This window comes from Microcoleus sp. PH2017_28_MFU_U_A (assembly GCF_020738035.1).
Taxonomy (GTDB): Bacteria; Cyanobacteriota; Cyanobacteriia; order Cyanobacteriales; family Microcoleaceae; genus Microcoleus.
On the sequence record NZ_JAEQCX010000082.1, the window covers coordinates 41149 to 54613 of the forward strand.

Consider the following 13465-nt stretch of genomic DNA (forward strand, 5'->3'; position numbering starts at 1 on the left):
TCATATTTGTAGGGACACGGTAATGCCGTGTCCGGCTTCTAATCCCCGCTGTCTGCAAGCAAAAAACCTAATTTGGGTGTGGCGAATGCACCTTAGCAGCATCATCAACCACAGGATGAATTAAGGTCGATCGCAAATCTTGCCTAATTTCCGATTTCAAATACTTGCGCTGCAAAACCTGCCATTTTTGCCAAGCCCCGTAGCGTTTTTCTGCGAACAAACCAGCCAGTTTCGGCAACTCTTTTTGCAAATCGCGATCGACAAAATCTGTCAGAAACTCCCCTAAAACTTCACAGTCTTGAATATCGCCCAAACATTCCTGAACAGCTTTTACATCTTCGACATAAGCTTCATAAGTCGGGCCGTAAAAATCGCCAAACAGATTCATCAAATAGCGAACCCGCTTAGCTTGCTTCCGCAAATCGTGCAGAATTGTTCCCTCCGCTGCTAGCTTTTCTTCCACAGCCTCAGCAGTCAAATCATCAGCAACTTTAACTTTGCCATCCTGATATTCGGTGCCCAGCAGCCAAGCCGGATGCAGGAAAAATTCGCTGACTTGAGGTAACAGCAAATCCGGCAAAACCTCAGCAATTGGCAAATGTTCGATCGCCCGAAACTGCGGTTTTTCTACCCAATTCTCGATCGACTCTTTCAGCGACTGGTAACTTTTGTGTTCCAAAACAGCCCTCACCCGTTTCAAAGCCCGACGGCGCTGTTTGAGCAAACTCAACAAAGCCTCATCCAAAACTTCCTGTTCGTCAGTCGGCAAATTCGGGTAATAGCGGTTTTGGAGACTTTCGAGCATCACATCCAAATCTCTGAGCGTTCCCAGAATCCGCCCCACCTTACCAATTTTGCGTTCAGAAGCTGCTTTTGGCAAGTCTAAAACCGGAGCAAAACCCGTTACAGCCGATCGCAAACGCCGCATTCCGACTCGCATTTGATGAAGTTCTTCTGCATCTTTGTCTTTGAGAACTTCAGCCTCGTGCGCTACTGCTTTGCGGAAATATTTCTCGATCGCACTAGAGGCTGCGTCTCCGAGAGTTTTGACTTTTGCTGATGTTTTTACGTTCATGGTTGATGTAGAGTCCACTTTCGCGATCGACTTTAATTTTGATTTCAAGGCTTTTCTAATAAGGTTTTAAATCCTAGCACACACTTTTCATTGATGAACCACAGCAATAATAAATCTTAATGTAAAGTGCTTGACAATTTATCCAAAGTCAGCATTTAGTAATACCAAATCCGGGTTATTCATCCCCGTTATAAATTGTAGGGTGCGTCGTTGACTGGCAGCCCGGTGGAGGGCGAGAATTCTTCGTAGCGACGCACCCTACGTCTCTGAGATCGTAAAGGGGGTTTCTTGTCCCCATTCGTAAGAAATATTAATGTCATGTGCTTGACAATTTATACAAAATCAGCTATATAAAATCTTCAATCTAAAATCTAAAAAATCTTCAATCTAAAATCTAAAATTTAAAATCTAAAATAAAATTCCCTCCCCCGCCCTTGGGCTAATAAAAATCTGATTTGTGGCGGGCTTTCCCAAATAGGTTAAGATCGCTGCAAACCGAGATTTATTTACCAAAGGGAGAGAGAGGGTGCGATCGGGAAGACAAGTTTTAAATTAAATCAAGTCCGCCCAGGTTGTCCGACTTCAAAGAGGCAGTTTAGCCTTTCCAGTCTTTCTCAGATTGTTCGAGCACGTAGGTTGCTACATCCTCGATTTGGTCTGGCTTCAAGCGGCCACCAAAAGCAGGCATAGCATTTTTGCCCTTAGTTACCTGAGTCGTAATAGCTTCGATAGAATTCATGCCATACTTCTCAAGAGCGCCTTTTTTCAAGGTTTTCATTGCCATAACGACGTTCCCGCCACCGATGTGACAAGCAGAACAGTTGTTGCTGAAGATTTTAGATCCTTTAACAGCATCTCCAGCCAGAGCAGGGCTGCCGAAGCCGAAAGTGAAAATTGTGAACGCTAACAAGGCGATCGATAAGAGTCTTTTCAACGCAGTTCTCCTCTAATGGACAGACAAAGGGTGATTCTTTAGTTATTTTACCTGTTTTAACAGGCGCGATCGCGACTACACGCACGATTGCTTTCTCCCGAGTAATTTACCACTTTTTGGCAGTGGCAGTTCAACTCTCAAAATTATCCACGCCCCAGCCTGGAGCTTTCTGAGCCGCCCGGATCACAAAAGCAGCCAAATTTTCAACCTCAGTCTGTGGCATCCAGCTTTCGGGTACTTGGCGGCACCAAAAAGTTTCCTCACTGCCGTCATAAGTCATCGGCTCTCTCAGATATGACACCAAACCATTGATGTTGCTGCGAGGAGGCGTTGCCCCCTGGAGATCTGCCAAAGACAGAGAGATCATCGGATCGGGCAAAGTTGCTCCTCCGACGTGGCAATTCATGCAATTTTGCTCGAACAAAACCTTGCCGACAGACAAATCCTGAGCTGAAAACAACCGAGTGTGTCCCTCCGTGTCCAATTCCAGTGCCACAGGTTCGCTAACTTTCAAATAGCGAGTTACATAAGAATCGCCAGCAGCCAAAACAGGTTGAGGAGCCAGCAGCAGGAGCGGCAAAATAATTAACATCCCCAACAGAAAGCAGAGAAAAACACTACGATGGAGCATAAGGGCGTAGAAAAGTCAATAGTTCACTAAGATTTGCTCGCACAATCGAATTTTTTTTGTTGCGCTCTGACTTTCGTCAGTATCAACCAGTCCGCTAGCTCAAGTCAGCGAGTTCGACTGGGGAGAATCAATCAACTAGAAGTAAATTTGAGATTTCAGATTTTCGATAGAAAAACGGCGAGCCAGCAATCCTTGCCAAATCCCAGCCCCTCTCAATCCAAAATCCAAAATCTCAAATTTCAAACTAATTAACGAGCGCCTTTGCCACCAGCCCACTGGCGGGAGATAATTTTCGGCTGCAACAGAATGTGACCGGCAATCGCGTACAAATCTTCATCGGAGAGATTTCTCATCTCAGCGAAAATATCGGCACTCTTCATGCTCGGATGCAGTTCCGAAATTTCTTGAAACCCGTCATAAGTCGTGGGGTTTTTCATATAGTCCACGAGCGACTCAATATTATTGCGGGGTGGGTTGGCCAAAGCCAGAGTTTCCGGACTCAAATTGAGGTTCGGGTCAGTTTTTGTCATGCCGGAAGCGTGACATTGAGCGCAAGTATTTTGGAACTGGCGTTTGCCTTGCTGGACTTGTTTGAGGCTCAGCACTACTGGAGTGCCCTTGTCATTTAAAGTTACAGTGCGAAGCTCAGCACTCAGTTCGACAGCCATCGCGCTGCTGACAAATAACTGAAATGTCAAGAATACAGCGGTCAGAGCAATGAAATATCTTTTAAGCATGGTTCTCCTTAAAAAAATCCGGCAAATTATTGAAGGCTAAGAGAGTATAGCTGGCAAACAGATTTCTGTTCAAAATTCCTTTCTTTGCTGACAACTGGCGAAAGTTTGTGCAGCCATACCTTTAAAGGTAGAGGAATTTTGCGATCGATCTAATCTGCAATTCGTTTTGAGTCGCGCCTTTTTTCGAGAGCGGACATAATTGCCTTAACATCTTCCAAAGCCAAACGGGTTTGAGGGTGTTTGTAGGCAATTTCCAGCTCATCACACAAGCGGAGCACGTCTTCAACAGGGACGTTGAAGTCTTCTGCTATTTCTGCGATGGACAGGTCTGCAAAACCCATAATTTTCAGGTCGCTGACGGGTCAGAATTGAGTTGACGGCTATTGAATGAAAGCTGGACAATTTAACAAAGCGCTGTTAGCTGTCATCTGTTAGTTTGTTCTGAGATTTTGTGCGATCGCCAGCTAACTAACCACTAACTAACACTAAGCATTTTTGCTCATCCAAACTTCCCACTCCATCAACTTCCAACCAATATCATCCCATTGCCGCGTCTTTATTATCAATAGGACTTGGGCGCGCAGGACTAAAAACCCCGTATCTGCGTGCATTTCTCGCTACCAAACTTCATGTTTTTCGTAGAAACCACGGTTTTTGGGGAATTCCTCTGACATTTTCGTCTTTGGCGGACTCACCAACAGACGGGGCGATTTTCCATTTTTCGATTTGAGATTTACTCCACAGGTGTCTTATGGGGCTTGAACTTTGGTCGAAAATTTTGATCGGTTCGCCACAGGAGTCATCCGGCGCAGCAGCTTAGGGAGAAAGCTTGAAAGCGTGAGTCGGTGTCGCCACAGCGTGGTGGCTTTCGGTAGCATCGTGGGCGGGGAATTCCGAGTCTGCCAAGAAAGGCTGGGGCTGGTGGAGGCTGATGAGTCCAGCCAGAGTTTTCTTTAATTGAGTTCGGGGTACGATCAAGTCTACAAAACCGTGGGCGAAAGAGTATTCGGAAGTTTGATAATTTTCCGGCAGCTTTTCGCGCAGAGTTTGCTCGATTACCCGGCCGCCCGTAAAGGCTACAGTAGCTTTTGGCTCTGCAATTATAATGTCTCCTAACATGGCAAAACTAGCGGTGACGCCGCCGGTGGTCGGGTGGGTCAAAATTGGGATGTAAAGCAGTCTCGCTTCCCGGTGGCGCTCTAGAGCCCCGGAAATTTTAGCCATTTGCATCAGGCTGAGCATTCCTTCCTGCATTCTCGCACCGCCGGAAGCGCAGACAATGAGTACGGGTAAGCGTTCCCGCGTGGCGTGTTCGATGAGGCGAGTCAGTTTTTCTCCGACAACTGAGCCCATGCTGCCGCCGATGAACTGAAATTCCATGACTCCGAGGGCAACGGGCAAATTTTCGATTTTGCCGATGCCTGTTTCTACTGCGTCTAGGTGGCCTGTTTTTTCTTGAAATTCTCGCAGTCGATCGCTATACTTTTTGCGATCGCGAAATTTCAGCGGATCGGTGGCGTGGAGACCTCCGTTAATGGGCATCCAGGTATTGGGGTCGATCAACTGCTCGATGCGATCGTCACTATAAACTCTGATATGATGCCCGCATTCCAAGCAAACCATTTGATTTGCTCGCAGGTCTTTGGTATAACTCAGGGCATCGCAAGCTGTGCATTTATTCCAAAGTCCGTCCGCAATTTCTCGTTCCGGCCGTTCTTGGGAATTCGGTACTGATTTTCGTCGATTTGCAAACCAATCAAATAGAGACATTAAAACTTAGGAATTGGTAATTGGTAGTTGGTAATTGGGAATTGGTAATTGGGAATTGGGAATTGGTAATTGGTAATTGGGAATTGCCATTTGTCATAATATCAAGTCCGCACTACAGAGGAATTATACTATAGACTGCCCGATCGCGCTGAACTACGAATGTCTCGCGTTCCCCCTGCTGGACGCTCGCGCTGTACTCTGAAGGTTATTATTCCGATGCTCGTCTCAAAGATATCAATTATCTACTATTGACTATTGACTAATGACTAATGACTAATGACTAATAACTAATCACTCTTATTCTGGCTCATCTTCAACAGGACTGATGAGCAGCGACGCAGTGCGCTGGTGTTGGGGAAGAACTTGCAAAGCTGTAGCACTTCCAGCCCCAAAATAAGATGCTATACCCAAGTCTACAATTCGAGCCGGGATTTGATGAGCCGCCAGGAGCTGCTGCATTAATTCGGCTTCCCAACGAAAGCTAGTGGTTTTGAGTGTAATCCAAGACACGGGATAATTTTACCAATTTGTCAACTACCCATCATCAAGCGGGGTACCGCTATGATGTGGGCTTGTATCTGAACTCCACCGCAATTCCGAAAACCTAGATAGAATCTCAGCTTTAGTTTCACTGCCCGATACATTAGGGGATGCTGACAAGCTCCCCGTACTCATCCAGTCTTGCCGGACAAGCAACGCTCTCATTGCAATGTTTCGTGCACCAACCAAATCAGCGTGTAACTCGTGACCACAGCATTCACAGCGAAACAATAGCCCTTTGTTAGGTCTATTAGCATCCGAAGTATGTCCACATTTAGGACAACTCTTCGATGTATAATTTGCCGGAACTTTAGTTGCTAACGAACCATTTAGATGGGCTTTGTAGTCAATATAGCCGTGCAATTCGGCAAAGGACCATTTCGCCTTATTTCTATTAGCTCTACGCTGCTTCTTGCTAGTCTTTTTCCCGGATTTAGACTTAGTTCTATCCCTAATTCCGGTCAAGTTTTCTAGTCCAATCAGGCTGTTAGGCTTGGCAATTTCCTTGCTAATTTGGTGGTTCACGTCAGCGATAAACCGTCTTTCTCTTCCTGACAAAGCGATTAGTCTGCGCTTGGCCGAACGAGTGCCTTTACGCTGAAGAGTTGGTCTGGCTTTGTGATAACGGTTGGCTTTGTGTCTCGGGTCTTTTCCTGAGTAGAATTTCGACTTGTTTTGTAAGTCTGTTTCTACTGCTAAGTAGCGCATACCCACATCAATACCAGAAACTCTGGTTATTTTTAGTGGGTTAATTTCAGGTACTTCTACTTCAATACTTACCATTAAGTAGTAAGTCTTAGAAGAACGCTGATAGACGATTTTGGCTGCCCCAATCTTGGCACCATTGGCAATCAAATCTAGATGCTTGTTGTAGCCATCATACGGGACTACTATTCTACCTTGCAGCGTGATAATACTCACTTGCTGTTCGGCTTTAAAAGAGTAGTCCCGCTGATAATTTAAGGTACAGGTTCGAGAAATGTATTTAGGGGGTTTGTCCAACCCTTTGTACCGTCTCTTGGTATAACCTTTGGCAATAGCATCGTTAGATTGTTTTACCTTAGTCCAAAGAGTTTTGTAGGTTCCAGACACTTGTCTGGGTACGTTGCAAGCCATCTGAGCACCGAGTCCAAAACGAACTCGCAACTCGTTGTAGACGGCTTTTTGCAACTTCAGACCGTTACTGGTTTTACCCGTATCAAAAGCGACTTGTGAAGTATAGTTCAAAGCATCTCGGTAGGCTAAAGCAATCTGAGACACCAAAGCTTTTTGCTCGGCATTCAGGTTGAGTTTTAACTTGGCGGTGATTATTTGAGGCATTACTTTCACTAACTCTGAAAATATTGTATCTCGTGAATACGGCAAAAGCAAGTGGTGTGGCAGAAATAATTTGTACAGCGAGTCGACCGCCCCGAACCCTCCGATTTCTAAAGCTACCGATTTGGTTTGGGGCGGATCTCTTCACTCACGCGCATTCCTCCCGACGCTCACCTGGAAGTAGAGCGCGGGACTCCTGCTGATTTAGTTGAACTGATATTATGTTCGATCGCGCTCCCTAACCGTAGATCGCAAACCCTAATTCGGGAAAAAGAACTGCAAGTAAATAGATAAGATCGGTTCGCCCCAGAGAGCTGTAATGGCTGCACCGAGAGCCAGAAACGGGCCGAAGGGCATGGGTTGACGACGATCGAGCAATCCGATCGCGATCGCCCCACCACCAACCAAAGCCCCGGCTAAACAAGCGATAAATGTCGCTAGCAGCAAGAGTTTCCAGCCCAGCCAAGCTCCCATCAAGGCTGCTAATTTGGTATCGCCGCCACCCATAGCAGTCTGCCCGAAGCCGATCGATCCTGCAAGTCCGATCGCGTCAAACAGCCACAATCCGACAACTGCTCCCAAAATTCCGTCTAGTACCAGATAGTGTACGGAGTCGATCGGGCTAAATGTCGGCCACCAACCCTTGGCGATTTGGAAAACCAATCCGAGTATCAAACCCGATCGAGTCAAAGAATTAGGCAAAGTCATTGTATCGCAGTCAATCAAAGACAAAGCCAACAGCCAGCTAAACAAAGTCCACAACCCCAAAGTTTGCACGCTCACTCCAAACCGCCAATAGATCAGCAAAAACAGCAAACCCATAGCTGCTTCCACCAGGGGATAGCGGGCAGAAATCGGGCTGTGACAGTGATTGCAGCGTCCCCGCAGCCACAGCCAACCGAATACGGGTATATTTTCGTAAGTTCTGAGTTGATTTAAACATTTGGGACAGCGAGAAGGAGGATGTATCACCGACAAACCCGCAGGCAACCGATAGATTACCACATTTAGAAAGCTGCCGATCGCTGAGCCGATGACAAAGACGATCGCGGTGACAAGGGTATTAAAGATTATTTCCATTAAGTTGTCTGTTGACTGTTGAATGTCGGGATTTATTAGTTGTTATTTGTTAGATTGTGTCCTGTAAATTACTAATCATCTTTGTAGTAACTAATCCAAATTCTCTGATTTTGATGCGGACTAAAGTCCTCACTACGAACCGTTTTTTCCAATTGTGCGATGTGTTTTAATTTGAATCTGTTACTAATTACAATTACTAATCACCAATTACCAACTGTCAACTGTCAACTGCCAACTGCCAACTGCCAACTATCAACTGTCAACTATCAACTGTCAACTGTCAACTGTCAACTGTCAACTGTCAACTGCCTAATACATTTGAGATTCAATTTCGTCAAAAGTAACAAAACGTTCACCGGGCAACAAAACGGGATGCGAAGCAAAAATTAGCTGACCTCGATCGCTTCCTTGACTGACAACTACACCCGCCGGACGCTGCATCTGCTCGGAATGCACTTTCAAATACATACCATAGGCCGATCGAGCAACTCGGATCAAATCGGGAGCGATCAAGCTGTGACTTTGGGAAATTTCTATCCGGTGTTCTGAGTTGGGCTGGTATCGGGTCACGGGAAACTTATGATAATGGTATAGGTCTAGCTATTGGTTTTGGCTTGAGATCGATCGAACTTACCTTATTTTTTAAGAATAGACTAGGTGGAAATTAATACATTAACTTACAATCCTCCCTTGGCTGCGATCGAACTGCGACTCCGCGAGCTGCTTTCGGCTGAACTATACGCTGGTGCGTGGGTAGATCCGTCCCCCACGACGTTAATAGGGGTGTTCGAGCACCTGCGGAGTCTCCGCTACATCCTCCACGACTACGTGCCCAGGCCCGTGTCCGAATCTCCGGCCAACCCTGGGGAGGTTCGCTACCAATGGCAAACAGGCACTTTGCTATTCACAGATTTAGCTGGGTTTACGTCGCTGTTGGAAGCAAACACAGCCCAGGGGCGCAAGGGCGCTGAAACGCTGTTGGGGGTGATTAACGACTATTTTGCCTCAATGATTGAAATCGTCAGCAAGTCGGGGGGGGATTTGCTGGAGTTTACAGGAGATGCGCTGCTGGTGCAGTTTCTGGGAGGGATTGACCAAGAGGAGGATACAGCTAGGGCGGTGCGGGCGGGTTTGCGGATGCAGCGGGCGATGGCTAAATTTGCCAATATCGAAACGGCACGGGGTGTTTTGTCTTTGAGGATGCGGGTGGGTATCCATTGCGGTCGCTATATTAGTGCTGATATCGGTACACCGCTGCGGATGGCTCACGTACTGCTGGGGCATTCAGTCCAGCAAGCCAAGCAGGCTGAGGGTTCTGGGACTGTGGGGCGGGTGTGTTTGACTGAAACTGCTAGTTCGTCTTTGGGGGAGCAATTTCGTTTTGAATCGTGGAAACCGGGTTATTTGTTAGTGGCAGATGATTTCACGGACGATCTACTCGGAGAGTACGATATTACTTTGACTGGGCGGCGGATGCCAAGTTCGATATTGCTCGATCGCACGGTATCGGGTTTGGTGAGCGAAATCGAGGAAGCCGTGAAACGGGTTGAACCCCTTGCTAGTTATATTCCCAAAACCATCTTGAGACTGCTGGTTGAAAATGCCGACAGGCGGAAAATCCCGCCGGATTTTCCCGAACCGACGGTGATGTTTGTCAACTTGATCGGTTTACCGGAGTTGGTGGACAAAGCAACGCCAGCGGAGGAAGCTAATTTGGTATTGGGCTGTTCTCGGGTGTTTGCGCTAATTGATGCTGTGGTGTCCGCGAAAGGGGGCGTCTTGCAAAAAGTAACGGCGCATTTAGACGGTTCGGATATATTGATTTATTTTGGTGTACCGGACGTTCATACCGACGATCCACGTCGCGCGGCGAGTGCGGCGATCGCAATTCGGGATCTAATTGCCAGTTTACCTCCGATCGTTATCGGCGGTGAAAATGTGAAAGTAAGCTGTCAAATTGGGCTGTCTCGGGGCCCTGTGTTTGCTGCTGAGGTTGGGGAACCGCGAGGGCGCAGGGAGTTTAATATCCTCGGCGATACGGTGAATACGGCTGCTAGGCTGATGAGCAAGGCGGGGGAAAATGAAATTTTGATTGGCGAAAGGGTGTTTGAGTCGATCGGGCTAAACTTCGATTGCGAGGCTTTGGGAGCTGTTTCTTTGAAGGGCAAATCTGCTCTGACTCCGGCTTTTGTGCTGCACGGTTCAAAGGTGGAGAGGGGAAAAGGCAGCGTTTAAATAAATTTTAAGACCTAGGCAAGTGGTATTATTGGCTACTCGCACAGACTAAACTCCGATCGATATTTCACCGTTCCGCTGCAATCCTGCAAAGCACCTCTTTCTAACTCCAACACCATAAAAGCTTCATCAGGTACATCATATTCGCATCGCAACATCTTGCTACTAGCAGGAACGAACCCGAAACGCGAATAGAAATCAGGAGATCCCAGCACAACCACTGCCTGAAAGTGCGATCGGGCGCACTGTTTTAAACCCTCGCGGATCAGCAGCGATCCGATACCTTGCCGCTGATAGTTTGGTAAAACTGCGACTGGCGCCAACCCCAGAATTGACAAAGTGCTAGAACATTCTCCTGCGATGACAACCGGACTGAAGAAAATGTGTCCGACTACTCGATCCGATTGTACCGCAACCAAGGAAAATGTAGATGCAATTCCCCGCAGGCGATCGACTAAGTTTGCCTCATTTTCTCGCCCGAATGCCACAATATTGACATTGCGAACAGTTGCTAAATCTTCTGGCTTTTCAGTACGGATATCCATAGCTAATACCAAGAATGAGAAATCAATGCAACGGGTGCATCTCAGTTTTGCATTTAATAGTGCTGTCCCCGCTCACGTATTATACGATACGCGAGTGGGGACGCTCGCACTATAAGAAAAAAATGCTTTTTATAAAAATGAGATGCTCCCAATGCAACGATATTGGTAGGGTGTGGATTCCTCGATAGTATCCAAAAACCGGCGAACAATCTATCGAGCGACGCACCAACGATATTGGTAGGGTGTGTCGTCCTCGATAGTATCCAAAAAGAGGCAAAAAATCTATCGAGCGACGCACCATAGACAATATTTTATAAAACAAACTCAACATCAATTATTGTAGCAAGGATGTTTTAAATTGGTATAATTCCTGTGAAAGCTACACTCGAATATAGCTTTGCATTCCCTCTGCCGGCAAAACAATCAACCGCTGATTTCTCAAGTCCGGTTCTAAACCCAAATCTTCGAGGGGAATTAAGCCTAGTAAAGGTTCTTCTCCTGCGGGAATTTCTACACAATCATATCTGCCTTCCCGGCCAGCCACGGCAATACTGACATCTTTGAACAGACGAAATTGTCTGGCTCCTATTGCTGTATTTCCTTGGATTTCACCAACTAGGGTTAAACCTAACTGACTGATAATATCTGCTGGCAAACAGAGTCGAGTTGCTCCTGTATCGACTAAGACGTTATCGATGGTGATAGAGCGTATTTGCTCTGGGGGGATGAACCCTCTTTCTCCCAGGATTTCATCAATGTGATTGGTCACGGTTATTGTTGCGGTAACTCTGCCCATTTTTTTATTTTTTTATTTTTCTATAGAATGTTTTCTGTTTTCGGGTGCATCTGGCGCAAGGCGAATATATCCGTAGGGGCGAAACATGACCGCAATCAATATGGGATTATAACTAATAACTTATAGGCGGTCATGCTTCGCCCTCTTCCTTGCGCCAGATGCACCCCTGTTTTCGTTGACTTTTGATAGAAAAATATACAACCTAGGGTGCATATTCTATATTTTAACAATATTTGTAACTGAGAGCTATATTTTTATTTTTTGCTGAATTTCTGCTGACAAATGTTGCACATTAATAGCAAAAATGCTCTCTAAATATTGATTGTCTCAGCTTCTTCCATTGTTGTTTAGAAACATCTGCGCGAGTTTTGTCACCCGATGGATCGCGGATAGTCCAAATTGTATCTGCAATGCGATCCTCTTCGAGGGCTCCGCTAACAAGCGATCGCCCGTGAGAACGATAGTCGAAGTCCCAGAAAGCATCACCGGCGCAATCTCCTGGTGTAGCAATCATTTCGCGATCGACTGTACGGCGAATCGCATTCCATTCGCGGATGTAGATAGGAGAATCGTCCGATCGCAATTTGCGATCGCCTAATTGAGGATTAACCTTGTAGAAAAACCAATCCGTAAGATTATCCACGGCTTGAGTTCGTGATTCTAAATCCCGCGCTGTAGCACAGTCTAGATTTGGGCCGAGAAACATGGCAAAAGTTAACATACACACTGCGGAAAACTTCGAGATTGACTCGATCGATCGCGATTTAATTAGCATAGTGATGCGCTCCAGTCTTATAGTCCACAATTAGAAAGAAACATCTCGCGTCGAATTGCTGACCATTCGCTGATGCCAATTTTATCGTTTGTAGGAATTGGCTGTCCAGTCCGTTGAGGATGGCGGCTGTAAAAAATTGTATCTGCGAGGCGATCGTATGTCTGCTCGTAAGTTTCGCCGTTAATTGTGGTGAATTCCCATCCTGTCTCTTCTGGGGCGGGCCTAAAGCAGACTTCTTGGACGGATTTGACTCGCGGATCGATCGCCTCGCGCAATCTCCGCCATTGATTGCTATATTCGCGATCGTCCGTTTGGAGTTTGCGATTGTTTAGTTGAGGATTTACCCTGTAGAATAGGAAGTCTGTCAATCGATCGACGGCTTGTTCTCGCGATTCGGCTTTGGCTGGATGGGGGCCCAGGAGGAGAAGGGCGATCGCAAAAACACAAACCATTAATAATCTGGAGAGGGGTTTAATTGACAGCGACTTGACTAACATAGCAATTTGGCATTAATTCCTACTGATATCTCCACCATCTTAACCTGCACTTACGCAAGAGTCCAGAAAGCAGATTTTCATCAGAATACTTCGTTACAGTCCGTAAGTAGATGAGTGGGAAAATACATAAGTATGTCATTGCGAGCTCTTAGCGAAGCAATCGCAATCGCTATGATATCATTCCGATACTACCGGAAGTGATACAATTTTCTGTTATTCCTGAAGTTCTGCTAATAACTGTTCCCCGAAAGGATGTTCTTGCAATTTCTCATATGTCAAATCTCCTTTGCTGATGCCTTCCCGACACAATCCAACATAATTTTTCCAACACATGAGAACTTTAGGATGATTTTCTGGCAATTTGGTGCGAATAATTTCCGCTGCATCAAAATACAGCGATTCCGCTTCCGAGTACCTTCCTTGGGATTTATAAAGCAATACGGTTTACTTAAGGTCGAACAAGTGGTACACTAAGTATGATGTATAAAAAAGTAAATCAAGTATAGTGCCGTACAAAAAATTATTATTAGAAT

Annotated in this window: 16 protein-coding genes; 1 reads left to right on the top strand and 15 read right to left on the bottom strand. The window is 46.1% G+C overall.

What is annotated here, in order from left to right; genetic code table 11:
- Positions 1 to 67 precede the first annotated feature (67 nt).
- The 10 genes from JGK14_RS20680 to JGK14_RS20725 all read right to left on the bottom strand — a co-directional run bounded on the left by JGK14_RS20680 (position 68) and on the right by JGK14_RS20725 (position 8654).
- On the bottom strand, positions 68 to 1075 hold the full coding sequence (locus JGK14_RS20680; RefSeq protein WP_293192706.1) for a CHAD domain-containing protein: 1008 nt from the start codon (positions 1073 to 1075) through the stop codon (positions 68 to 70).
- Between the two features lie 595 nt (positions 1076 to 1670).
- A complete protein-coding gene (petJ, locus tag JGK14_RS20685; protein ID WP_293186205.1) occupies positions 1671 to 2009 on the bottom strand; it encodes a cytochrome c6 PetJ in 339 nt (112 codons plus the stop codon).
- Positions 2010 to 2139: 130 nt separating this feature from the next.
- On the bottom strand, positions 2140 to 2640 hold the full coding sequence (gene psbV2, locus JGK14_RS20690; RefSeq protein ID WP_325315421.1) for a photosystem II cytochrome PsbV2: 501 nt from the start codon (positions 2638 to 2640) through the stop codon (positions 2140 to 2142).
- 248 nt (positions 2641 to 2888) lie between these two features.
- Positions 2889 to 3377 (bottom strand): photosystem II cytochrome c-550, encoded by a 489-nt coding sequence (psbV, locus tag JGK14_RS20695; protein WP_293186209.1) that lies wholly within the window; start codon positions 3375 to 3377, stop codon positions 2889 to 2891.
- Between the two features lie 149 nt (positions 3378 to 3526).
- Positions 3527 to 3718, bottom strand: a complete 192-nt coding sequence (locus tag JGK14_RS20700) for a translation initiation factor IF-2 (RefSeq protein WP_293156461.1) — start codon at positions 3716 to 3718, stop codon at positions 3527 to 3529.
- A gap of 475 nt (positions 3719 to 4193) precedes the next feature.
- Entirely contained in the window at positions 4194 to 5147 is a 954-nt protein-coding gene (gene accD / locus JGK14_RS20705) for an acetyl-CoA carboxylase, carboxyltransferase subunit beta (protein ID WP_325315422.1), read from the bottom strand.
- Between the two features lie 297 nt (positions 5148 to 5444).
- A complete protein-coding gene (locus tag JGK14_RS20710; RefSeq protein WP_293186213.1) occupies positions 5445 to 5657 on the bottom strand; it encodes a hypothetical protein in 213 nt (70 codons plus the stop codon).
- Between the two features lie 24 nt (positions 5658 to 5681).
- Positions 5682 to 7007: an RNA-guided endonuclease InsQ/TnpB family protein gene (locus JGK14_RS20715; RefSeq protein ID WP_325315423.1), complete on the bottom strand. Its 1326-nt coding sequence runs from the start codon at positions 7005 to 7007 to the stop codon at positions 5682 to 5684.
- Between the two features lie 255 nt (positions 7008 to 7262).
- Positions 7263 to 8084 (bottom strand): prepilin peptidase, encoded by an 822-nt coding sequence (locus JGK14_RS20720; protein WP_325315424.1) that lies wholly within the window; start codon positions 8082 to 8084, stop codon positions 7263 to 7265.
- Positions 8085 to 8393: 309 nt separating this feature from the next.
- The gene (locus tag JGK14_RS20725; protein ID WP_293186221.1) at positions 8394 to 8654 is read right to left on the bottom strand and encodes a hypothetical protein; all 261 of its coding nucleotides are present in this window, start codon (positions 8652 to 8654) and stop codon (positions 8394 to 8396) included.
- A gap of 87 nt (positions 8655 to 8741) precedes the next feature.
- On the opposite strand from JGK14_RS20725, the gene JGK14_RS20730 reads away from it, so the two are divergent.
- Complete coding sequence (locus JGK14_RS20730) at positions 8742 to 10319, top strand: adenylate/guanylate cyclase domain-containing protein (RefSeq protein WP_293220367.1); 1578 nt, start codon at positions 8742 to 8744, stop codon at positions 10317 to 10319.
- A gap of 35 nt (positions 10320 to 10354) precedes the next feature.
- On the opposite strand, the gene JGK14_RS20735 is transcribed toward JGK14_RS20730, so the two are convergent.
- The 5 genes from JGK14_RS20735 to JGK14_RS20755 all read right to left on the bottom strand — a co-directional run bounded on the left by JGK14_RS20735 (position 10355) and on the right by JGK14_RS20755 (position 13370).
- Positions 10355 to 10864, bottom strand: coding sequence for a GNAT family N-acetyltransferase (locus tag JGK14_RS20735; RefSeq protein ID WP_293192693.1), 510 nt, complete (start codon positions 10862 to 10864; stop codon positions 10355 to 10357).
- A 379-nt stretch (positions 10865 to 11243) separates the two neighbouring features.
- Complete coding sequence (locus tag JGK14_RS20740; RefSeq protein ID WP_293192696.1) at positions 11244 to 11660, bottom strand: aspartyl protease family protein; 417 nt, start codon at positions 11658 to 11660, stop codon at positions 11244 to 11246.
- A gap of 292 nt (positions 11661 to 11952) precedes the next feature.
- Positions 11953 to 12435, bottom strand: coding sequence for a hypothetical protein (locus JGK14_RS20745; RefSeq protein WP_293198907.1), 483 nt, complete (start codon positions 12433 to 12435; stop codon positions 11953 to 11955).
- Positions 12436 to 12452: 17 nt separating this feature from the next.
- Complete coding sequence (locus tag JGK14_RS20750) at positions 12453 to 12932, bottom strand: hypothetical protein (RefSeq protein ID WP_293214442.1); 480 nt, start codon at positions 12930 to 12932, stop codon at positions 12453 to 12455.
- Between the two features lie 213 nt (positions 12933 to 13145).
- Complete coding sequence (locus JGK14_RS20755) at positions 13146 to 13370, bottom strand: tetratricopeptide repeat protein (RefSeq protein ID WP_293186232.1); 225 nt, start codon at positions 13368 to 13370, stop codon at positions 13146 to 13148.
- Between the last annotated feature and the right edge of the window lie 95 nt (positions 13371 to 13465).

Coding starts and splice junctions, on each gene's coding strand:
- JGK14_RS20680 (WP_293192706.1), bottom strand. CDS start 1,075: ATGAACGTAAAAACATCAGCAAAAGTCAAAACTCTCGGAGACGCAGCC.
- psbV2 (WP_325315421.1), bottom strand. CDS start 2,640: ATGCTCCATCGTAGTGTTTTTCTCTGCTTTCTGTTGGGGATGTTAATT.
- psbV (WP_293186209.1), bottom strand. CDS start 3,377: ATGCTTAAAAGATATTTCATTGCTCTGACCGCTGTATTCTTGACATTT.
- JGK14_RS20700 (WP_293156461.1), bottom strand. CDS start 3,718: ATGGGTTTTGCAGACCTGTCCATCGCAGAAATAGCAGAAGACTTCAAC.
- accD (WP_325315422.1), bottom strand. CDS start 5,147: ATGTCTCTATTTGATTGGTTTGCAAATCGACGAAAATCAGTACCGAAT.
- JGK14_RS20715 (WP_325315423.1), bottom strand. CDS start 7,007: ATGCCTCAAATAATCACCGCCAAGTTAAAACTCAACCTGAATGCCGAG.
- JGK14_RS20720 (WP_325315424.1), bottom strand. CDS start 8,084: ATGGAAATAATCTTTAATACCCTTGTCACCGCGATCGTCTTTGTCATC.
- JGK14_RS20735 (WP_293192693.1), bottom strand. CDS start 10,864: ATGGATATCCGTACTGAAAAGCCAGAAGATTTAGCAACTGTTCGCAAT.
- JGK14_RS20740 (WP_293192696.1), bottom strand. CDS start 11,660: ATGGGCAGAGTTACCGCAACAATAACCGTGACCAATCACATTGATGAA.
- JGK14_RS20745 (WP_293198907.1), bottom strand. CDS start 12,435: ATGCTAATTAAATCGCGATCGATCGAGTCAATCTCGAAGTTTTCCGCA.
- JGK14_RS20750 (WP_293214442.1), bottom strand. CDS start 12,932: ATGTTAGTCAAGTCGCTGTCAATTAAACCCCTCTCCAGATTATTAATG.